Raw genomic sequence first — 21,745 nt, 5'->3', positions numbered from 1 at the left:
AATAAAGATCGGAGGATCACTTATGTTTAAAACGATACCACCCGGCGAATTTTTCACCTTTGCCGATGAAAATGACTATGCGGCTAAATTAAGGGAGTGGGGATTGATTACGGCCTCCGCCAAAAATGCTAAACAGGAATTTTCTTATAAACGCGGTGCTTCCGCTTATACTGTCATCATAAAAGGATTTTTGCAGACAGGCACTCATGAAACTGCTGTAGTGGCGTTTTCCAATGACGCCCTTCACTGCGTCCATCCTGCATACTTAAAAGAAATGCAGAGCTCTTCCTTTGGCAAAGGCAGTGCCCTTGAAACGGGAGATTCCCCGCAGGATACCGGGCTTCCGGAAGCAGGAGAGCCGGTGAAGGCCCCGGCAAAGGCAGGCGATGACAAAAAGCCGGCAGAGAAGAAAAAGAGAAAAGCTCCTGCCCTTGACCTTCCGGCAGATAAGGTTCCATTTGAGGCGGCCATTAAAGAATTCACCACAAAATATAACCATTTTAACGAGACCGATGAAGAAATCATCGTCTTTGAGCAGGTGCAGATTACAGGAGAAAACCCGCTCGAAGTTGGCGAAGCCTGGGGCAGCTACAGCAAAACACTGAAAAAGGCAGAGCTCACTGAAGGGAACAGGCTGACCTTCGAAGCCAAAATCGTCGACCGGAAGCTGAATAAGGATGTGCGCTATAAGATCAATAATCCTTCCAAGATTAAGAAGCAGGAGGATTAAGGACGGCAGCTGTTTCAGTGACGATTGACAGATAAAGAGGACAGAAGAAACCTTCTGTCCTTCCTTTAATTTTTACGTAGATATACATTAAACACTGTTGGTATGAAAATGGATAAACATACAATGCCTTGCCTGTTTCCTTGCCCAAAAATTTTTGGAAAACCTGCTAATTGGAGTGCAAGGCACGTAGACTCCTGCGGGATTGCAGCGGAAATGTTGAGACCCCACAGCGCGCAGCGCGAGGAGGCTCAACTTCGCCCCGCGGAAAGCGAAGTGCCTGGAACGGAAATTAGCAGCCCCATCCTGATAGCTATCCTTATACCCCAGAATAAAATAGTTCTGTATGATACTGCCGGAAAACAGCAATGTTTGTGTAGTAATGGATAAACATAGAATCCTTGCCTGTTTCCTTGCCCAAAAATTTTAGGAAAACCTGCTAATTGGAGTGCAAGGCACGCAGACTCCTGCGGGATTGCAGCGGAAATGTTGAGACCCCACAGCGCGCAGCGCGAGGAGGCTCAACTTCGCCCCGCGGAAAGCGAAGTGCCTGGAACGGAAATTAGCCGCCCCATCCGAAAATCCATCCTATTCTCGTAGTACCAGCAAAAGTATTTACTACGTCGGTAATCATTTATTGCATAGTATTTATATATCTTTGTATTCAGTCTCTCAATTTTCCAGCGCTGACCTACCGTTTCCTCCAGCAAAGATAGGGAAAACATCTAGTATCATTCTAATAGGAGGATTTTCAATGTATAAAAAAAGACTGATGCTTCCGGTTTCACTTGCCTTTGCCATATCTGCAGCAGGCTGTTCGGGGACGGATGACGCGGGTTCTCCTGCTCCGGAAGATTCCCAGCAGGAACAGACTACTGTACCTGATGATCAGAATGCAGAAACCGGTACAGAAGAAAATGAAGCCGAAGCAGATGGGACAGAAGAAAACAGCACAGAGGAAGATAACAGCCAGTCTGGCAGCACCCAGACAACCGATGACGTCATCGGGAGTGTGAAAGAGCAGCTGAAGATGGAGAATGCTATCCTGCCCGCTTCATTCCCTCTGAAGGAAGGCACCCATCTTTCAGCCTCAATCGAGGAGGATAAGACAGATTCCTATCAGGTCACCTTCTATCAGACGAATGAAATGGTGCCTGTCAACGACCCTTCATTAACACCTGATGGAAGCGCCCCTGTTGTCGCTGTCTTTAAGGCACATAACAAAACGGCAGCATACAATGAGCAGGAATTGTTCCCGCCGATGTCACTCGACGATATACCGGCAGAAATGGCCATTGATCTCGGTCATGGCATCAAGGGTATGGGAGAAGGAGCTGCAGGCCATAAATATTTAAACTGGAAAGAAGGCAACTGGATTCTCCAGATCAGCTCAGTCTCAGAAGATCAAATGGATGATCAGGCAATTGCACGCCAGATGGTTGATTATCTTGAATCCCATTACCTCCCTGCACCACACGATGATGGGCGCATCAAGGTTCATTACAGGCAGGGCGGCAATGAGGTCGAAAATGATATTTACTGGGAAGATGGAGAAAGAATCTACGAGCTTCAAACAAAGAAGGTACCGCTTGAAGCTCTGGAAATGGCTGTTAGTATAAAATAAAGCAAAACAGGCCGGAGTCTATTCTTCCGGCCTGTTTTATGGTGCGGCAAGCTCAACCTTTATCCGGTCCGGATCCTCGAAAAATACAGCATAATGACCCTCTCCGCCGGCATATGGATATCTGTCCTCATAAAGGAGGCTGACCCCCTTCTTTTTTAGCTGTTCTGCCATCCGGTCGACCTGGATGCGGGAATCAGCATGAAAGGCAATATGATTGAGGCCCGTTCCCGAGCGGTGATAAGGGAAATGAATATATTTTTCCTCTGTCTGCACAAATACGATGTAGGCTTCATCCAGCCTCCAGCTCCGCCCCTTTTCCCATTCCTGAAAAGATTCATAGCCAAGCTCTTCTAAAAACCAGCCCCAGAATTGAATGGTTTTCTGCAAATCAGATACGTTGATTTCAATATGATGGATATGTCCAGGCACAATCCTGCCCCCCCTTTCGAACCTATACATTCCATTCTACCAAAGGCCCCCTTTGAGTGAACGCTCTTATATGCAGGCACCACCTTTGAATGCCCCGGGAAAGTGAATTATACTGATGGCAGCAGGATGTGGAGGCACAGCCTGAATTTTTCATAAGAAGAGAGGAAGATCTTAATGGATAAATGGAATGGATTCATCCAAGGCTGGCTCGGCCACAGGAACGCGCTGATCGAACTGCTCGGCACATTTGAAGAAGGGCAGCAGGATTTCAAAGCATGGGAGCAGGGGATGTCTGTTTCTGAGCTGACAGCACATATAACAGGCTCTATGGAGATGTTCGTGCAGACAGTGAAGAAAGGCGAATTTACGCCGCCGCCTGAGTATCCGGCCATTGAAACATTGGAGCAGCTAAAAGCACTTGTCCAGGAGGAAACTTCAAAAACAAAATCAGCACTTGAAGAGCTGACCCAGGACCAGCTGGGCAAAACAATCGATTTCTATGGCATGACCATGCCCGGGATCGTACTCCTTGAGAATGCCAAAGACCATGAAATCCATCATAAAGGACAGCTGTTTACATACGCCCGCCTCGCAGGCATCGAGAAACTGCCTTTCTTTGTGAGCAGATAAATAAGAAAAAAGCAGGCTCCCCAACAAGGAAAGCCTGCTTTTCTAATTATTCTCCTAAATCCACGTTGTGGTATACACGCTGGACATCTTCCAGATCCTCAAGGGCGTCGACCAGTTTTTCGAACTGGGCAAGGTCTTCCTCTGATAAGGAAAGCTCATTCTGGGCAAGCATCGTTTGCTCTGCCACTGTAAACTCATCAACCCCGGCAGCCTTTAAAGCTTCCTGAACGGCATGGAATTGATCTGGCTCGGCATAAACGATGACTGTATCCTCTTCTTCAAGGATATCACGTGCATCAACATCTGCTTCCATCAGGATTTCCAGCACTTCATCAGCTGATTTGCCTTCAAGACCGAAAACAGCCGTTGCATCAAACATATAGGATACAGAGCCGCTGACGCCCATGTTTCCGCCATTTTTTCCGAATGCCGCGCGGACATTGGATGCGGTCCTGTTCACATTATTGGTGAGAGCATCCACGATGACCATGGAACCGCTCGGCCCAAAGCCTTCATAGCGGAGGTTGTCATAGCTCTCTTCTCCGCCGCCCTTTGCTTTATCAATCGCACGGTCGATGATGACTCTTGGCACATTATAGGTTTTGGCACGCTCGAGCACAAATTTAAGAGCCTGATTGGATTCCGGATCCGGTTCCCCCTGCTTTGCCGCTACATATATTTCCAATGCGAATTTAGAGTACACACGGCTTGTATTTGCATCCTTGGATGCCTTTTTTTCTTTGATATTATTCCATTTACGGCCCATCTGTTCCACTCTCTTTCACTTATATCTGATCTATGGCTGCATGGAAAAACCTTTCCATGCCTGCAGAAAATAGTAAGTCTCATCCACTATTATACATGAAACAGGGCAGCTATTTCGAGTTAAATGAATATGCGGAAACTCAAACCCCGGCTTTATATTAATGCGCTTCAAGCTATGCTGAAAAGAGACTTCTGATGAAGGGGCAGCAGCCTGACCCTTTTTAAGCCAGGCGATTTTCAGTCAGCATGAGTTCTTATGTACTCAGCTGCTTCACCTGGATCGCTCGTTCCCAGGACAGGCTTTTCAAAGCTAAACACAATAAAATACGGGGCCTGCCGGACTTCCAGGTCAGTATATATTCGTTGAACTGTATCCAGATTTCTATATTCCACACGGTTGGCTCCAGCTTGATAAACATCCTCAGTAACGCCCAGGTCTGACTGGTCATTTTCCCTTATAGCCAGGACAGTATATTCACCAGCTTCTTCAGCCAGCAGTTCCTGGTATGACGATTCCTCTTCAACGTCCAGGCTCACTGTATATTCTGCCTGGCCTTTGCCTTCCCATTTTGCCTTTATTCTCATCGTGATGGGGCCGGGCTTGTTGGATAACGTATATGTGCCTGTATACACCGGCTTCTTGCGGTCAGTTCCATAAATCGTGTCCAGTGCAATGGATTCAGGCTCGTCCTTTGTCCCAAATTGTACCGTTATTTCAGAACGGGGTTTTACTTCTGTTACAGAAGCTGCATTCGCCCTTTTCACTGCCTGTGTCTCACCATGCCAGGTATAGCCCCGCAGATCGGCATCTACTTTCTCCCCGTCAACCATGACCACCGGATTTGGAGGTCGCTTCTCATTTGAGATTTTAACAGCGTCCATCAGCAGCATAATGGCCAGGGCTGCAAGAATTCCTATCCCTATTACCAGCTTTTTCTTTTTCAGCACGAAACACACCTCTTAATCTATTATTGTTCTATTTAATAGTTTACCATATTAAGGAATTTGTTATCAGGTGAGTTTCTATCATAAGTTTTCCTTTTTAAATTATTTTCCCAATGTATAAGGAACCAGAATTTCCCTCACCTTATTGACAAAGCTTTTGCCTGCTCCCCAATCAAAGCTGATCAGACTTTCCGCACTTCCCGCAGAAATGCATCTCACTTTGTTGTCTCCTCTTACATTTTCCATGATGACCGTCAGCGACGCTCTTCCACCCGTGCGGAAATAAAATCTCTCAAACACAAGGACACAGAACTCAATTCCTTCGGCAGGCGTATGGTACTCTTCGTGGATTTTATCTGTGTTCAATGATTCCGATTCCAGCAGTTTGATAGCACATTCAAAAGGGGTTATAGAAGTTTTCAAATCCGATAAATGATTCATAGTGTCTCCTCCTGTCTGTCTGTATTACGGATTGGAGCATGAAAAGGTTCCAGCCATTGGAAAAAGGGACCGTTTAGTCCCCTGGTTTTCCCCTTCTATAGTAACCCGGCTCAGCTTTCAAATTCCTTTATATACCCGATTTCTTCCACTATTTGCTGCCCTTGCTCACCCTGCATCCATTCCAGGAACGGAGAGATGTTTTTGTTGGGATTGGATTTGAGGGTTATGGCGTACAGGGAAGCAGTAAATGGATATGTTCCAGAGGCAATGTTCTCCGGGCTTGGGTCCACGCCATCTATCGCTAAAAGCCTGATGTCCGTGCTTCCGTTCATTCCTGTGGCGAAGAAGCGAAAGGAAAATCCAATAGAATTGTCATAGTTCCGGTAATCCGCAACCTGCTCAATAATTCCGCCCATTCCCTCAGGGACCTCTTCCTTCAACGGCTCTATGATAGGTGTATCACCCATGATTTTTTCCAGGAGTGTCTGGCTCCCTGAATTTTTTGGCCGCTGAAACGCAATGATTTTGCCGCTGCTTCCGCCTACCTCCGACCAGTTTTTTATTTTTCCTGAATAAATGTCTTTTATCTGTTCAACAGTAAGGCTTTTAATGCTGTTTTCCGGGTTGGCGAAGAATACGAATGCCTCTTTTCCAATGGGGGTCATCACCAGTTCCTTCCCTGCATCTTCGGCCATTTTCCGCTGCTCAGCGGAGGGCTCAGCACCGAAGTAAATATCCGCCTCTCCTGACAGAAGGCGTTCATAAGCGTAGATGGTATTGGTGAAGCTGACCACTTCCTTTTCAAGGGAAACTTCCCGTACATTTTTATAAACGGCATTCGCAAAGGCTGAATATACAGGGTATGCTGCTTCTGCTCCATCCAGCACAGGCATGGAATCTGCATCCGAAATTGAAAAATCAGCTCCTCCCTCAAGTTTTGGAAGCCGGTTGTTCGTATTGGTTATATCATAAGGTGTCAGATCTGTGCTCGAGTAGCCGCCAGCATAGTCGAAACCATAAGAAGGGAGGACGGTTCTGCTCCGCTCCCAATGGATGAAGGCTCCGCTGCCTATCGAGAGCGCAAATACTAAAGATAGAATAATAGCCTTCTTTTTGGGAACCATCCGAACGGCATTTTTCCTTAGAATCACCGAAACTGCAAAAGGCACCAGGAACGCCAGCTCAAATGCCATCGGAGCCCATAAGAAAGTCCGCCCTTCGCCCATGAGGGAAGAGAAGATGAAGATCGGGGCAAAGGGAATATGGAGGATACCATAAAACAGCCAGGATTCGTGGCCGGAAAACCCTCCTGTCAGTATCATAAAAACCGCCCAGATGACTGCTGTATATACCAGCGGTCCACAGGCAAGAAGCCAATCGTTCTCGTTTAGCTTCCTGCTTTTAAATGTACCAATCAGCAGTCCGCCTGCCGCCAGCACAATAATCTGCAGGAGAAAGGCATAGTCCGGCCAGGCCCCCAGGAAAAGGAAAGACAGCATAGATAGAAGGAACGGGGCAATCCCAAAATACAGAATCCATTTACCAGGCATTCCAACACTTCCTTTATTTTATAATTAGTGTAATTTTACACTTTTGGCTGAATATTTACAATAACAAATAAAGATGAACAGCAAAAAAACTCAGCTTCATGCTGAGCTTCTTTACTTAAATCGATTTAGTTTAACCTTTTAAAATCGAGAGGGATCATCTATGCCAGACCACTGCCGCCACCTGAATAAAAGTTGATCAAACAGCCTGTTTTTATTTTGCAAGCTCATAAATAGCCCTTGCATAGATGGCTGCCGCCTTGACCAGATCATCCACTTCAATGTATTCGTCTTTCTGGTGGGCAGTGATTTCTTTCCCAGGGAAGCAGGCGCCAAAAGCGACCCCTTTTTTCATGAACCTGGCGTATGTGGCTCCGCCTGTTGACAAAAGGACCGGCTCTTCTCCTGTCTCTTCCTGGTATGCCTTTTGAAGGGCTTCAATCACAGGGTGCCCCGGGGCCACGTAATGGGGCTGCGACTCTCTGTAATCTTCAAGGTTAAACCCCTGAGACTCAGCCGCTTCCTCCAGCCTGTTTTTCAGATCTTCATAAACAGAGGAAACCGGACAGCGGATATTCAGCTGCACAAAGCTTTCACCAGCCTGATCAAAGGAGATGATGCCCGGATTGACTGTCAGCGGACCGGATACTTCATCTTTGTATGAAATGCCAAGCCTGTGGCCGTAAAAATCCCCATGGAGAAGCTTTAAGAAAGAAAGGAATTCCGCCCCGGTGTGCTGTACTTCCAAATCTGCCAGGAAAACGGCAAGCAGGGTCCCGGCATTCACACCTTTGAAAGGCTCCATCCCATGAGCTGCAGTTCCATACAGATTGAAAGTAGCAACATCATCAGTTATAGCAACATCTCCGCGGACGCCGTTTACATCACAGAAAAGGATAAAGTCTTTTTCCAGCTGTCCTGCATCAGGACCGGCCACACTGGCAGAAGCACTTTCAGGCACCATATTAATGCGGCTGCCCGATTGGAAGGACAGCAGTGACAAGACCCTCTCCTGCCCCGGTTCTTTCCTGCCCGTCCCAATTGCCAATTTCACATTCATCTGGCCTTTTTCAGCATTGATGATCGGAAAAACCGCATCAGGAGCAAAGCCTTCCTCCGGCATAAGCTCTGCTTCTGCATAATGGCGCATGCAGCTCATCCCGCTTTCCTCATCTGTCCCGAAGATGATCCGGACATTTTTCCTTAGCTCAAGTCCAAGTTCCCTGACCATTTTCAATCCATAAAAAGCGGCAAGTGTCGGACCTTTGTCATCTATGCTTCCACGTGCATACAGTCTGCCGTCCCTTACCTCAGGTTCAAAGGGCGGTGTTGTCCATTCGCCGGGGGCCGGAACGACATCCACATGGCAAAGAATGCCGATTGTTCCCTCCCCGCCGCCTTCCAGCTCGGCATGCCCGGCCATTCCATCCACATTTTTCACTGTAAAGCCTGCTTCTTCGGAAAGCTTCAGCATATACTCCAGCGCTTCGCCGATTTTATCCCCCATCGGCCTTTCTGCAGTTGCCGTGGATAAATCTTTGATGCTGGCAATTTCTAATATCCCAATCAGATCCTTCATCAGATCGTTTTTCCGTACCTCTGCTTCCCTTTGCCAATCAATCATTTTCCCTTGCCTCCCGGTTCTGATAATAAGCGGCGCAAATCAATCCAAAATAGGTGGGCGCTTCGAAAGAGAGCAGCCTGCTGTGCCGTTCCTCCTCCGGGACTGCCCCCGCCAGGATCAGTGTCTGCCAGATCCCGTCCGGCTTTGCATTCTCCACGAGCTCCGGATCGAACAAAGCAAGGTCTTCCAGCCTCCCTGACTCTATCAATTCTGCTGTCCGGCGGTCCAATTCCTCCGCAGCCGGATGATAGCCATAAGGCCCTTCGCTGTCATGCGTATGAGACCAGTCGCAGCTGGCGATCAGGCCGACTTTTCTCCCTGATTCCCCTGCTGCTTTTCTGATTGCCCTGCCAAAAGCGATATGCTGCTCATAAGTTATTTCTCTCGAAGGCGTAATGACCACAACCGGCACCTCGGGCATAAAACGAAGCGGTACTATTGCACCCCAATCAAGGGGAAGGCAGGATAGCGGGCCTGCACTTGTTCCGTAATTGATTCCGGCTGCAGGAAGCCCTTTCGCTTCAGCCTCCGCCAAAATAGAGGAAGCAAGCATCAGATCGGTTTTTCTCTCCATCATAAAGGAGGAACCATTTTCAGCCGCTTCCCCCTCAAGCCTTTCAGAAACAGCCACTGCGAATTGTCCATTGATGCGCGTTCCATGGGGAGTGAGCACAATCAGGCTGTCAGGTCGGGCTTTATCCATCAGGGCCCCAAGCCTCCCCATGCTCTTTCTCGTCTTTTCCATGCGCTCCGGCTTTTCCCCTTGCAGTTCAGGTATGATTTCTCCACCATGCGGAGTGATGCAGGCAAATACAAACGGATTCATCTAGTCTCTTCCCTTCGTGTATAATCTAAATTCATTCAGATATTATCCTTCTGAAGTGAACCTTTTTCAGACAGAACCTTACAGCTTCTTTGCACTCATCCCCTTTTCGCATGTATTCTAATAATAAAACTAACCCAGTTGCAATTTTCTGTCTATTAATTTCCTATTTGCCGCTCTCTCCCCTCCTCTGGATGCAATAAGGTTAGCAGCCTGTCCGGACGGGAATAATACAATAGCCCAGCAGGCTCAAAGAAATAGAGGTGATCCGTAAATGCTATTTTTGGATAAGCAGCATGATCCGTGCCGCAATAAAGAGCTGATAGATAAGTTTAGCCCGGGGCTTGATACAAAAACGCTTGCCGAGGAGACAGACAGGCTGTTTAACGAGAGAAGAACCCCTTCCGGCCCGGGCCACAGCGGAAAAACGCCTGATTACGGCAAAGGGTTTTTCAAGAAATTGATTAAAGCAGCAGAAAACCTGATCCTGACCGCAGACCGGAATAATGAAGAGACCGATAGTACAATAGTTGATGAATCCGGCATTGCCTTCCCTCTCTGGAAAAAAAAGCTTGACCAGGAATATACCAGGCTATTCCATGCCTTAGAAAAAGAGGTTTGTGTTAAAGAATGCGGAGCAGCTGGAGATGGGATAACCGATGATACAGAAGCCTTCAGGCGGGCCATCGGCAGAGGCAAGGCAAAAGTCAGCATTCCGGCCGGCACCTATCTGGTGTCTGGCATTCAGCTCCCTTCATGGACTCTCTTGCAGGGGGAAGGAAAAGGCCTGACAGTCATAAAACTTCTTGACCAGTCTCCTAAGGCGGCAAGGCTGGTGACCAATTCAAATCACTGGAAAGGGAACCATCATATCCTTGTCCGGAACCTGAGCCTGGACTGGAACGTCGAAAGGCTCGGCAATGCAGCTAAAACCAGCACCTGGGGAAACCACTCCAGCTGCCTTACGTATGCAAACGTGATGTATGGATGGGTAAAAAATGTGGAAGCCATCAATCCCGGCCTTCACTGTTTTGATATTTCGTCCACACTCTATAACTACTCAGGAGATGGATACCGCGCACGCGGAGGCAGCCGCTATGTCTGGCTGGACAAGCTGAACGGCTATGGATTTGGAGATGACGGGATCACCACCCATCACAGCGACAATATACTGATCTCCAACTGCCATATGTGCGATCCAAGCGGCCGTACCCACAAAAAAGGCTTCTCCAATTCAAACGGCATTGAAGTGGATGATGGCTCAAGAAATGTCTGGCTCGTCAATAACTCATCCGCACGCTGCTTCGGCGGGGTTGAAATCAAGGCACATCATAATTCTTCAGCAGCCTCTGATGTCCAGATCATCGGCCACCTTTCCGTTAATGATAACCGCTCCTTTAACTTCCGCCACATCGGCCATCATAAAGCCGGCGATCCTGAATCGCAGACCGCCCGCAATATCAGGGCAACAAAGATAGTGAGCATCCACCCGGTGCATACAGACCTTTATGCGGGCTCTGCACCCAGGGGATTGGTCGTATCAGCTTATAAAAATGTTGTGATCAACCAATTCACACTGATAGGCGACCCTGAATATGACTATGCCGGCAATCCCATCATTGCCATCCAATACCGAGCGAGGAATGTCGTTCTGAACCGCCTGGCCATTCAGGGCTTTAAACAAGCAGGAGTGGATATTAAAGTGTTCGGCGGAGCTCAGCGGGCTGATCATGTAGAGATCAGCAAAGCCTCCATCCAAGGGTCTGCAAAGCAGGGAATCCAGATTGGCGAAGGCATCCGGCATGTCAGCGTTTCGGAGGTACGGGCAGAAGGAGAGAACGGCAGGTTCGGTCTGGCTGATAACAGTGAACATGCCAGTATTGAAGATGTGCACGCAGAAGGCTACAAAACCCCTGTATCTGTTGGAGGCAAAAAGCACGGGATGGCATAAAGCAGCAAATAAATCTTTCAGGGTTATTATTTTCAGGAACCGCATAAAGCTGAATCCAAAGCCCCTCTCCATCCGTAGAGTAGACAGCGAACAAAAAAGGAGTGGTTTTTATGTGGTTCCTCGCAGGTATACAGGTATTTGTTATTGTGCTTTTTTCTATTCTCGGATGGGCCATCCGCTATAAAAAGAACTACTGGCTCATTTCTGGTTTTGCCGGACGTCCCGCAGCAGAGCAGGAGGAACTCATTCAGAATAAAATGCCCCAGAAAACGGGCGGCCTCCTGCTGGCGACGGCAATCGGGATGCTCATCCTTCTTCCACTTGCCTTTACGGGCTTCACATATGCAATGGAAGTCCAAATTGGCTTTATGCTTCTTTTCCTCCTCGGCGGCAGCATCTATTTGTCCAAGTTCGAAATTCCCCGCAAAAGAAAAAGAATGTATTGGTTCACCAGCATCCTCTCCTTCGTCGTGATTGGATTCATCAGCGCCCTTACCTATCTCGGCTATCAAAAGCCGGATCTCGCAATCACAGAAGATACGTTTGAAATAACAGGCATGTATGGGGATGAATGGCCAATTGAGAGTATTACGAAACTAGAACTGCTTGAGGAAATGCCGGAGGTTACCTGGAAGGAAAACGGCTTTGGCCTGTCAACCCTTGCAAAAGGCCGGTTTACGGTAGAAGGTTATGGAAGCAGCCTTCTCTTTATCCACAAAGAAGCCCCCTATATTTATATTGAAATGGGAAGAAAGCATATCTTCATCAATGGGGAGAACGAAGAACAGACTTTAAAATGGCATGAACGGCTGGCAAACAGTGTCGAGTAAATGCTGCCGGCTTTTTCTCAGAACAATGGCCGCAGGTTCCGGATTCTTCTCCGAACCTGCGGCCATTGCCTTTTCCTTTCCTTATCCAAACTCCTGGACAAGGAACAGCATAGCAAGGAGCCCGAGCACAAAAGCATAAGTTGGAATTTTCTCTTCCTTCCTTTCATTGCTGTCAGGGATCAGCTCTTTAAAGATCACAAAAAGCATAGCTCCGGCCGCAAAGCTCAGGCCATATGGAACAAGGCCATCCACCTTTGATGCCAGAAAGTAGCCGATCGTCCCTGTAACGATTTCGACCGCTCCCGTAAGAGCGGCAATCAGGAGGGATTTAATTCTTGAGATATTTTCTGAGAGTAAATAAATGGCGACCAGGAACCCCTCGGGGGCATTCTGCAGACCGATAGCCAAAGCAATGATCGTTCCGAGATTATCTTCGCCCGATCCGTAGCTCACCCCCACCGAAAGGCCTTCCGGCAAATTATGAAGCATGATTGCAATGACGATGAAAAGCGTTTTTCTGTCGATGCCTGGATTAAAGCGTATGTCGCCGGCATCCAGCTCCGAAACCTTTGAATTCACATAGTTCAGTATAATTGTACCGGCAAGCATCCCTATTGAGAGCACCAGTAAATTAGAGGCCTTAAGTGCCTCAGGGATAAGGCTGAAAGCTGTCGCTGCCATCATGACCCCTGAAGCAAATCCCAGCAGGATGCACTTCATTTTCCCGTTAATTTTATCCAAAAACAGGATTGGAACAGCGCCCAATCCTGTTGCCATTGCAGATAGTATAATGCCAATGAAAGAATTGTCCATTTCAGCCCTTGCCTTTCCTCACCAATGTCCGCTGTCCTTTACTTCCCCCGGGTCGATTACTTCTCACCAGCACCGGAAATGATGGCTGCAGCAATCGATAATCCTTCTGAAATTCCCTTTACATAAGCTTCCTTCTCTTTGCTCCCCTTTTCGATAGCCAGCTTGATCTGTTTATCTTCATAGAGCTTTTTCTCATCTTCCAGAAGTTTGATGATCTGGTCGGTCCCTTTACCGTCCATGCTGCTCAGCTCCATTTCATGTTGGATGTTGGCCATATATTTCCCTGGATTACTGCTATTTTATTGAATCAGTATGAAGCAATTTTTTCAGGATTTTACCAATCATTACCCGCTTGCCACCCTTTTAAGCATGATTATTTTTGGTATTAATTCCCTTTCCTGCAGGAAAATATTTGGGTTTATGCCCGGGCTGGCCAGGCTAAGTAATGGATATACCAACACCACAGAAGGAGGATGAACAATGGAACATGTTAAGGCACTTCTCATTAAATTTGTGATGATTGCTGTTGTATTGGGCATTATCTTAACCGGCTTTTTTGATGTAAGTCTGACCGATTCCCTGCTCATTAGTGTGGTTCTGACCATTCTGGCTTATATTGCCGGCGACCTGTTAATCTTCCGTACAACAGGAGACCGTTCAGACCAGGGAAAAAGAAATTTGATTGCGACTATTTCAGATGCGGTGCTCGCATTCCTGGTTATCTGGTTCATGGGCAATAACCTTGTTGCCAATGACAGTGACATCATCATCGCTTCTATCATCAGCGCCATCGTCATTGCAGCAGGAGAATGGTTCTTCCATAAATACCTGGACAGCCATGTTTTCGGTGAAAAGCATAGAACAGATGCATATTAATTAAAATAAAGAGTCCCGGGGCCATTTCCCGGGACTTTCTTATGCTGGCCGAGCCTACTTGAATTTAATAGCAGCCGGAGATTTGTCAAGATGATGGAAATACGGCCCGCACAAACCTGTCTCATGTGTTCTGACATAGGTCCAGCGAAACTGCCTGTCTGTTATATACACATCTTCCTCTCCCAGCAGATCGCAGGTTTGAAGGGCAAAGGCATCATCGAGAATCAGAGCCTTGTCGCAATGTTGGTAAAAAAGATAGCAGCCTGCTTTTTCTGCCCAGCTGAATGCCGCATCCGCACTGTCCCCTTCGAGACACTCCGCTTTCTTCCAGCTGAAGAGATGCCAGAGATATCCGCACGCTCCGTCCGAATCGTGCAGATAGACGCCAGCCTTCTCATTCTATCTATCAACAACGGAAGTTCTTTTAAATCATCAATCTTCCACTTCACAGCCGTATTATTCCAGTTTGGATCCCTCTTCCATACAGCTTCCATTCCGCACCTCTTTGAGCCTTCTATATCGTTAACCGGATGGTCTCCGACAAACACACTCTCATATGGAGAAACGCAGAGCCTGTCCATAGCTCTGTGAAAGATTTGCGGATCCGGCTTGCTGATGCCCTCCTGCTCCGAAATCAGGATCACTCCGAAATATTCCTCAACCTGAAGAGCCTGGATACTCGCCATTTGAAAACCCCATCTGCCATTCGAGATAATCCCCATCTTTATCTGCCTGTCTCTCAAATCAGACAATGTTTCAATTAGATGGGGAAACGGAACACAGCTTTGGTGGAAATGATTAAGATAATCCATTAAAAGATCTTCAGCCGCAATCCCTTGGAAAGTGAATTCCGCTTCCATCTGCTGATAGACTTTATCTTTCCAGACATATCCCCGGGCATCCAGTTCTTTGAATCTATTCGTGAACACAGCTTGAGGGATGTGGCTGAGTTTATCGTAATATCTCTGATACTGCTGAATTGAGAATTCTTTTATAGAAGCATCACGGTCCAGCAGGGTCCCATCCAGATCAAAGAAAACAGCTTTCATTACAGCTCCTCCCGATTACTTCGTCCCCCCCATTTTACATCCTTTTCTCTAAAGTGGATATATTTACCTTAATTAATTGGAAAAAGCTGCCTGGCAGCAGCTTTTGCACAACTACAATATTTCCGCCCATCCTTTATTTAGTATATACACACCAAAGCAGGCATAAATCAACATGGCAATAAAAAGAAGCCAATAACCCTTTGTATTTGTTCTGATTGGGGTCCGGTAGGCTCTTGGGATAAAAAACTCGCCCACAAACCCCATCAGGCGGAGGAAAAGCCAATAAAGGGAATAAGAGTCCCAATAATCCCAGCCATTGTGAAACCTTATAAAGCCCGCATAATCCTTTAAAAGGACTTCAATGGAAAACACGGCTGTGATACTGATAAAAAAGAAAGGAAAAGTGTTTTTTTCAGGTCTGTACCTAATCAATAATATTGCCAGGAAACTGAAGCTGACGGCTGCTGCCGGCAGAACCTCTTTCATTGGCAGAGCATAGCGGTAAAAGCCCATCCTGAAAAACATTACGCAGAATAGTGCGGCAGTGATGCTGCTCAATATGAACATAATCCCATAGCGGAGAGTGTTATACCTTATCAAATATAGACTGCCTGCACCGGTAGCAATCAGAACGGTCCATAAAATGGCGTAATGGGCAGCTGTGTGGCTCATATTTAATGCTCCTGCCGTCATGTGTCTTAATAGCCGTTAGTGTCCCGCACTATCGGAATATCATACATGCATCTTCCCCATTTCCTCTAGAAGCAACAGCCCATAGCTTATTGGAATTCAGGAAAAAAGTCCGCTGGGCAGTAAGGGCTTTCTTTATGATTAAATAGGCTCTGGTGCAAGAATGGTGTCCAGAGCCAATAAACCAAATTTTATATTTTTTCTGAAAAATCTGTTGTTTTTATGCATAAAAGTGTTAAAATGTTTCATATTCCAAAAGCAATCAACAGGAGGAGAACAATAATGGCTACTTTTTTTGGAGCACTAGTCCTGCTTGTACTCGGCTACGTTTTTTATTCTAAATTTGTGGAACGCGTATTCATCATTAATGACAGCACTCCGACACCTGCATATACGAAAAGGGACAATCTCGATTATGTACCGATGAGCTGGTGGAAGGGAAACCTGATTCAGCTCTTAAATATAGCTGGCCTCGGGCCGATCTACGGAGCGGTGGCCGGAGCCTTATACGGTCCTGCAGCCTTTATTTGGATAGTGGCAGGAACAATTTTTGCAGGAGGCGTCCATGACTATTTTTCAGGCATGATGTCCCTCCGCCATCAGGGAGAACAATACCCTTCCCTTGTCGGCCGTTATCTCGGACAAACCGTTAAAACCATTATCAGCGTCGTTTCGCTTGTATTGATGGTGCTGGTGGCAGCCGCGTTCACCGCCGGCCCCGCCCAGCTGATCGCCCAGCTGACACCTCTCAGTTTTACGGTCTCGCTGCTGATTATTTTTGCCTATTTCCTGCTGGCAACCATCCTGCCGATCAACCGCGTTATCGGGAAGATTTACCCTCTGCTCGGCGGCATCCTGCTTTTCATGGCATTGGCAATCGGCATTTCATTACTTTTTTCCGGTAAAAGCATCCCCAACCTGACATTGGAGAACCTTCATCCAGGGGAGCTGCCGATCTGGCCGCTATTGATGGTCACCATTTCATGCGGAGCCATTTCAGGATTCCACTGTACGCAAAGCCCGATTGTCGCCTGTACGATGAAAAAAGAATCAGACGGCCGCAAAATCTTTTATGGCGCCATGGTTACTGAAGGCGTCATCGCCCTTATCTGGGCAGCAGCCGGCATGACCTTTTTCAATGGAACAGCCGGCCTGGGAGAGGCACTCGCAGCAGGAGGCCCATCCGGAGTCGTGAATGAAATCTCCACCTCCCTTCTTGGGACACTTGGCGGAATCCTGGCCATTCTTGGCGTTATCATTCTGCCTATCACCACGGGAGATACGGCACTTCGCTCTTCCCGTATGATCCTGACTGAAATCTTTGCCAAATTCTTTAATATGGAAAGCAAAATCAAGATTCTTCTGGTAACCGTGCTGGTTGCAGTGCCGGCTCTGTTCCTGGCAACCATTGACTACACTTTCCTCTGGAGATATGTGGGCTGGACCAATCAGGTGGTTGCTACCGTCATGCTGTGGACAGGCACTGTATACCTTCTGAAGAACAGCCGCTTTCACTGGATCTGCGGGGTGCCGGCCCTGTTTATGACAGGCGTCGTCTGCACGTATATTTTTTACGCACCGGAAGGATTGGGGATGGATTACCGGCTGTCCATGATCATTGGCTTCTCGCTGGCGGCCGCCGTGCTCGCCTGGTATATCAGCCAGATATTCAAATACCGCCAGCTGCGGGTGAACAGCAAGGATTTCCGCGCGGCATAAACTACAAAAAGGGCCTCGGCCCTTTTTTGTTTACTTCAATAATTCTTCGATCATATCGTCATGAGAGAATACCAGATGCGGAGGAATATCCTGCCTGATGGACTCAAGGCCAAAATGATAGCTGTTATGTTCGTCCTCGAAAATGACAGGCCGGATACTCTCCTGATTTCCTGGCAGACGCTCTGCCAGCCTGGCGGCAAATGCAAACTGCGAAAGCATATCTTTTGTTCCTAAATGGAAGATTCCCTTCAGCCTGTTCTCCATCATATAACTCACCGCCCTCGCCAGCTGCACATCCGTTAAATGATTGCATGCCAGATTAGTGTAAGCCTCCATCCCTTCCTTCTTCTGAAGCGCATCTTTAAGATGGCTTAACCTTTGAGATTTCTTCCCCCATATTGCAGGAATCCGGATGATCGCTGCCCTCTCCCCCAGAACCCCCTGCAGCATGCTTTCACATCGGATCTTAAAACGGCCATAATCGGTCTGTGATTGAGGCATATCATTCTCGTTATGGTGCTTTGAAAAATCCCCATCAAAAACATTGGCTGTTGAAAAATAATAAAGCATGGAGTTTCCATCCTTCATTGCTTCCGCAAGCTCCTGATGGAACTTAAGCTGAGCGGAAAAGTCCCCCCTTAAGCAGGAAACCGTGATATCCGGCCTGATGGATGAAATCAGGCTCCCTGCAGCACCAGGGTCACCGACATCAAGCTGAATGTCCCTCTCGGACACAGTTCTATTCACCGCAGAATGATAAGTAGCATAAATCTTAAAATCCTCCCTTACCTGTTCTGCCAAAGCTTTTCCTATAAGCCCGCTGGCTCCTAAAATGAGCAGTTTTTTCATAGTCGGCCTCCAATCATTTTCCTGGACATATGCTTAACGTTTTCAAGGTGAAAGGAGATATGGGATACACCATGTAATTTTTTCCAAATTTAAACTATAATATTTATATCCTAATTTAACAGAAAGGCAGGCACCGTGATGAAACAGCCCCTCCTTACGCTGGTTACTCTCATACTCATTTCTGCAGTTCTTGCCGGATGTGAAAAAGAGGCCGATGAAGCAACTAAGCCGGTCGTCTCATCCTTCAAAAATGATGGCGGAAACCAGAATTTCAACATTGTCCATGCACAGTACCTCTATGAAGATTATCTGGATAATCTTGAACAGACACCACGCCAGGAACGGCAGGCACTTTATGAAGAAAAAATTCTTAAGCCTATTGAAAAGGAATGTTTTACAGACCTTGATTACCCTCATATGGCAGAGGAAATCCAGGATTATCAGGTGAACAAATTTCCAGGTACCCTTAATAAAGTAATTGAATCAATGGACAAAGAGCATTTGGACTCCATTATTAAAGAAGCGCTCGAAAAATCTTCTGAAATTCTCCCATCCACTAAAGACATCAATGTGTGCATTTTTCCGACAGACAACACAATGGTTAAAACCATGGTGGCCACCGGTGCCGGCAGGATTATTTTTTATTATAGTGATTATAATTCTTCTGATCGCATGATCAAAAGTTCAATATCCCATGAATACCATCACAGCACATGGACAGAGCAGCATTTTGAGAGTTCTCATCAGAATACAGTTTTGGACAACCTTGTTTTTGAGGGAAAAGCCGTCATGTTTGAAGAAACAGTATATCCGGGAATGACCAGCCTCCCCCTCGATACAAAGGCAGCTCCAGTTTTCTGGAATAAGGTGAGAGACGACCTCCATAAGGCTGACTTTAGCCGATCACTTGAAGTGCTTAATGGCGGTGGCCCCCTTCCCCTCCATTACGGCTACAGCGAAGGATACAAAATCGTGAAAGCCTACATTGAAGAAACAGGCAGCACCGTCGAAGAGTGGACAGCCGCTTCGCCTGATGAAATATTGAAAAAAGGCAGATACATAGAAAGATATTATCCAAAGGAGGAAGCTGAATCATGAAAGATTACAAAGCAGTGGAATTTAATGAAGCAGCAGTCATCATCAAGGAGATAGGCCTGCTGCCGCTGGCTCCCCTCATTCCGGGATACCCGGCGCTCAATACCATTACGGATCCTGTAAGCTGGCATGCAGGGGGAGATTCAGACCCTTGGACATGGCGGACCCGGTTTGCGGGGGAAGGGATTGCCGCTTACGGAAAGTTCATCAGTAAAAAGGCAGTTTTCATTTCAAAAGACTGGGTACCTCTTTTTCTCGCTGTTCTGGGAAAAAACGATGGGCCTGAAGAAAGATACCATAAGGGGGAGCTTTCAAAAGAAGCGCTGACTCTGTACAGCCTTATCCGCTCACAGGAAGGAATTGATACACGCCTTTTGCGGAAAGAGGCGAACATGCTTGGCAAAGAGCACAAAAAGGCTTTCGACCAAGGATTGCAGGAACTGCAGGGAAGCATGGATATTGTCATTTCCGGAATAAAGGAAAAACAAAATGAAGCAGGGGAAACGAACGGATGGAACAGCACCTCCTAAAAAGCTGGCTGGAGAAAAACGGGATTGATCGCCTCTCTATCAGCAGAGAGGAAGCCAGAGAAAAACTATTGCAGCATTTCTCCGGTTTCTGCCCGGACGAAGCGATGAAGAAGATTTCAAAAATATTATCCTAAAATGGTGAAAAGCCGAAAACTAATCATTCATAGTTTCCGGCTTTTTATTAATCTGTTCGTCTAAAGCTCGGGGTTAGCCTTAAGACGTGTTTGCAGCGGCTGAATGTGAGTGGTTTAGAATCAGAGCGGTGCTTGAATTTACCGATTGAAGGATTCATTCACTTAAAGCCAGTGTTTTTTTGATTATTTCCTGACTTTTTCTACCGAATCGGCAAAATCACACGCAAGCAGCCCTTCTTTTCTCTCTCACCAGCCCCTGCTGGCACCTCCGCCGCCGGATGAGCCTCCCCCGCCGCCACGTGGTCCGCCTCCGCCGCCTCTTCCTCCGCCCCGCGAAATGACAGAAAGAAGAATATAGGTCAGTGTACCGCCAAAGAACATGAAATCCAGCACAATGACCCCGACGATAATAATAAATAATAGCCAGGAAGGAATGCCTGTGCCCTGCTCTCCTGCAGGCTGTGCTGTACCCTGGCCCTGGCCATACTCCGCTGCGGCTTCGCCGGCAAGTGTTTTATAGGTGTCAAGGACAGCCTGCCCCGGCTGTCCGGCCTGGAGCAGCGGAATCGTCATTTCATCCAGTATCCTTCCGGCTTTGCCGTCAGGTATCCGGCCCTCCAGCCCATAGCCGACTTCAATCCGGGCTTTTTTGTCCTTCATGGCAAGAACAAGCAGGACGCCATTGTTTTCTTCGGCACTGCCGATTGCATATTGCCGGAATGCCTGGTTCGCGTATTCCTCAATTGGCCTTCCCCCGGTTGTTTCCACTGTCAGGACTGCTACCTGGGCAGTGGTCCGGTCTTCAAGAGAGCGCCCGAGGGCCCGTATTTCATTTTCCTGCTCCAGGCTTAGGACATCTGCAAAATCCTGGACATATATATCCCCGGACGGGGCGGGAATTCCGTTTTCTTCAGCGTGTGCTGCGCCTGCAGAGATGAACAGCAGGAGAAGGGCCAGAACAAAAGGGAATGCCCGATGCCGAATCATTACTCATTGCCCCCAAAATCAACTTCAGGCGCTTCTTCGGCAGCTGGATCGGCCCGGAAGTATTCTTTCTCATCAAAGCCGGTCACATTGGCAACAATCGCACCGGGGAACCTTTTAATTCTTTTGTTGTAGCTTCCTACCTGCTCATTATAATCCTTGCGTGCCACCGATATCCGGTTCTCTGTTCCGGCAAGTTCATCCATCAGCTGCGTAAATTGCTTGTCCGCCTTCAGATTCGGGTAGTTCTCGACCACAACGAGCAGCCTGCTCAATGCATTTGAAAGCTCGGTATTGGCCGTCGCTTCTTCTTCCGGCGTCCTTGCGCCTGCCAGCCTCGCCCTGGCATCAGAGATGGATTGGATGACTTCCTTCTCATGTGCTGCATATCCTTTGACTGTATTAACGAGGTTTGGGATCAGATCCAGCCTTCGCTGAAGCTGGTTTTCGATCTGCGCATACGCTTTGTCCACATCTTCCTCAGCATTTACAAATCCATTATAGCTGGATCCCAGCATCATAAAAATGATGACTAAGGCTACAACGGCAATCGCTATCCCTGCAAAACCCTTTTTCAAGTTGTCCACTTCCAATTCATAGATGATTTATCTGCTTGAACATTATTTTTCCTTCTTTTCCGGAAAGCTAAACTTTCAAGAAGGGAATGAAA

General features: G+C 47.3%; 22 protein-coding genes and 2 pseudogenes. 9 read left to right on the top strand and 15 right to left on the bottom strand.

The genetic code is table 11. From position 1 onward, the window contains the following. Positions 1-22 precede the first annotated feature (22 nt). Together N288_RS02555 and N288_RS24190 are read left to right on the top strand one after the other, a co-directional pair. A complete protein-coding gene (locus N288_RS02555; RefSeq protein WP_009792361.1) occupies positions 23-730 on the top strand; it encodes a hypothetical protein in 708 nt (235 codons plus the stop codon). Between the two features lie 751 nt (positions 731-1,481). After that, positions 1,482-2,351: a hypothetical protein gene (locus tag N288_RS24190; protein ID WP_009792363.1), complete on the top strand. Its 870-nt coding sequence runs from the start codon at positions 1,482-1,484 to the stop codon at positions 2,349-2,351. Positions 2,352-2,387: 36 nt separating this feature from the next. Here N288_RS24190 and N288_RS02540 read toward each other — a convergent pair whose 3' ends face one another. Continuing rightward, entirely contained in the window at positions 2,388-2,783 is a 396-nt protein-coding gene (locus tag N288_RS02540) for a VOC family protein (RefSeq protein WP_087944244.1), read from the bottom strand. Between the two features lie 171 nt (positions 2,784-2,954). On the opposite strand from N288_RS02540, the gene N288_RS02535 reads away from it, so the two are divergent. Then, positions 2,955-3,410 (top strand): DinB family protein, encoded by a 456-nt coding sequence (locus N288_RS02535; protein ID WP_009792365.1) that lies wholly within the window; start codon positions 2,955-2,957, stop codon positions 3,408-3,410. A 46-nt stretch (positions 3,411-3,456) separates the two neighbouring features. Here N288_RS02535 and N288_RS02530 read toward each other — a convergent pair whose 3' ends face one another. The 6 genes from N288_RS02530 to N288_RS02505 all read right to left on the bottom strand — a co-directional run bounded on the left by N288_RS02530 (position 3,457) and on the right by N288_RS02505 (position 9,558). After that, the gene (locus N288_RS02530; protein ID WP_009792366.1) at positions 3,457-4,176 is read right to left on the bottom strand and encodes a YebC/PmpR family DNA-binding transcriptional regulator; all 720 of its coding nucleotides are present in this window, start codon (positions 4,174-4,176) and stop codon (positions 3,457-3,459) included. A 236-nt stretch (positions 4,177-4,412) separates the two neighbouring features. Next, positions 4,413-5,123 carry a hypothetical protein gene (locus tag N288_RS02525; protein WP_009792367.1) on the bottom strand — a complete coding sequence of 237 codons (711 nt, stop codon included), beginning with the start codon at positions 5,121-5,123 and terminating at the stop codon, positions 4,413-4,415. 99 nt (positions 5,124-5,222) lie between these two features. Continuing rightward, positions 5,223-5,561, bottom strand: a complete 339-nt coding sequence (locus tag N288_RS02520; RefSeq protein WP_009792368.1) for a DUF6054 family protein — start codon at positions 5,559-5,561, stop codon at positions 5,223-5,225. Positions 5,562-5,671: 110 nt separating this feature from the next. Next, on the bottom strand, positions 5,672-7,111 hold the full coding sequence (locus N288_RS02515) for a PstS family phosphate ABC transporter substrate-binding protein (RefSeq protein ID WP_009792369.1): 1,440 nt from the start codon (positions 7,109-7,111) through the stop codon (positions 5,672-5,674). Between the two features lie 211 nt (positions 7,112-7,322). Further along, positions 7,323-8,732 carry a dipeptidase PepV gene (gene pepV / locus N288_RS02510; protein ID WP_009792370.1) on the bottom strand — a complete coding sequence of 470 codons (1,410 nt, stop codon included), beginning with the start codon at positions 8,730-8,732 and terminating at the stop codon, positions 7,323-7,325. Next, on the bottom strand, positions 8,725-9,558 hold the full coding sequence (locus N288_RS02505) for a DODA-type extradiol aromatic ring-opening family dioxygenase (RefSeq protein WP_009792371.1): 834 nt from the start codon (positions 9,556-9,558) through the stop codon (positions 8,725-8,727). Before N288_RS02505 ends, pepV begins: the two co-directional genes overlap by 8 nt. 271 nt (positions 9,559-9,829) lie before the next feature. Here N288_RS02505 and N288_RS02500 point away from each other — a divergent pair, with 271 nt between their 5' ends. Then, positions 9,830-11,506 (top strand): glycosyl hydrolase family 28-related protein, encoded by a 1,677-nt coding sequence (locus N288_RS02500; protein ID WP_009792372.1) that lies wholly within the window; start codon positions 9,830-9,832, stop codon positions 11,504-11,506. Between the two features lie 110 nt (positions 11,507-11,616). After that, entirely contained in the window at positions 11,617-12,336 is a 720-nt protein-coding gene (locus N288_RS02495; protein ID WP_009792373.1) for a DUF3784 domain-containing protein, read from the top strand. A gap of 81 nt (positions 12,337-12,417) precedes the next feature. Here N288_RS02495 and N288_RS02490 read toward each other — a convergent pair whose 3' ends face one another. After that, complete coding sequence (locus tag N288_RS02490; protein ID WP_009792374.1) at positions 12,418-13,149, bottom strand: ZIP family metal transporter; 732 nt, start codon at positions 13,147-13,149, stop codon at positions 12,418-12,420. Positions 13,150-13,205: 56 nt separating this feature from the next. After that, on the bottom strand, positions 13,206-13,424 hold the full coding sequence (locus N288_RS02485) for a hypothetical protein (protein ID WP_009792375.1): 219 nt from the start codon (positions 13,422-13,424) through the stop codon (positions 13,206-13,208). 205 nt (positions 13,425-13,629) lie between these two features. Between N288_RS02485 and N288_RS02480 the strand changes: the two genes are divergently transcribed. Beyond that, positions 13,630-14,025 carry a DUF2512 family protein gene (locus tag N288_RS02480; protein WP_009792377.1) on the top strand — a complete coding sequence of 132 codons (396 nt, stop codon included), beginning with the start codon at positions 13,630-13,632 and terminating at the stop codon, positions 14,023-14,025. Positions 14,026-14,079: 54 nt separating this feature from the next. Here N288_RS02480 and N288_RS25790 read toward each other — a convergent pair whose 3' ends face one another. From N288_RS25790 to N288_RS02470, 3 genes and pseudogenes are all read right to left on the bottom strand, one after another. After that, positions 14,080-14,403: a DUF4275 family protein gene (locus N288_RS25790; protein WP_410110753.1), complete on the bottom strand. Its 324-nt coding sequence runs from the start codon at positions 14,401-14,403 to the stop codon at positions 14,080-14,082. A gap of 113 nt (positions 14,404-14,516) precedes the next feature. Further along, a pseudogene (locus tag N288_RS02475) lies at positions 14,517-15,074 on the bottom strand (HAD family hydrolase); the annotation flags it as partial. Between the two features lie 111 nt (positions 15,075-15,185). Further along, positions 15,186-15,746 (bottom strand): CBO0543 family protein, encoded by a 561-nt coding sequence (locus N288_RS02470; protein WP_022543310.1) that lies wholly within the window; start codon positions 15,744-15,746, stop codon positions 15,186-15,188. A 300-nt stretch (positions 15,747-16,046) separates the two neighbouring features. On the opposite strand from N288_RS02470, the gene N288_RS02465 reads away from it, so the two are divergent. Next, positions 16,047-17,483, top strand: a complete 1,437-nt coding sequence (locus N288_RS02465; RefSeq protein WP_022543309.1) for a carbon starvation CstA family protein — start codon at positions 16,047-16,049, stop codon at positions 17,481-17,483. 30 nt (positions 17,484-17,513) lie between these two features. Here N288_RS02465 and N288_RS02460 read toward each other — a convergent pair whose 3' ends face one another. Further along, a complete protein-coding gene (locus N288_RS02460) occupies positions 17,514-18,332 on the bottom strand; it encodes a sugar nucleotide-binding protein (RefSeq protein ID WP_009792382.1) in 819 nt (272 codons plus the stop codon). A gap of 138 nt (positions 18,333-18,470) precedes the next feature. On the opposite strand from N288_RS02460, the gene N288_RS02455 reads away from it, so the two are divergent. Next, positions 18,471-19,430: a DUF2268 domain-containing protein gene (locus tag N288_RS02455; protein WP_009792383.1), complete on the top strand. Its 960-nt coding sequence runs from the start codon at positions 18,471-18,473 to the stop codon at positions 19,428-19,430. After that, positions 19,427-20,091, top strand: a pseudogene (locus tag N288_RS02450) (AlkZ-related protein). Before N288_RS02455 ends, N288_RS02450 begins: the two are co-directional and overlap by 4 nt. Positions 20,092-20,337: 246 nt before the next feature. Here N288_RS02450 and N288_RS02445 read toward each other — a convergent pair. Both N288_RS02445 and N288_RS02440 read right to left on the bottom strand, forming a co-directional pair. Beyond that, complete coding sequence (locus tag N288_RS02445) at positions 20,338-21,078, bottom strand: TPM domain-containing protein (protein WP_009792386.1); 741 nt, start codon at positions 21,076-21,078, stop codon at positions 20,338-20,340. Next, positions 21,078-21,653, bottom strand: a complete 576-nt coding sequence (locus N288_RS02440) for a LemA family protein (RefSeq protein ID WP_022543308.1) — start codon at positions 21,651-21,653, stop codon at positions 21,078-21,080. Before N288_RS02440 ends, N288_RS02445 begins: the two co-directional genes overlap by 1 nt. Positions 21,654-21,745: the final 92 nt, after the last annotated feature.

The organism is Bacillus infantis NRRL B-14911 (assembly GCF_000473245.1).
GTDB classification, from domain to species: Bacteria; Bacillota; Bacilli; order Bacillales; family Cytobacillaceae; genus Bacillus_AB; species Bacillus_AB infantis.
This window is presented reverse-complemented; position numbering and strand designations above follow the sequence as displayed.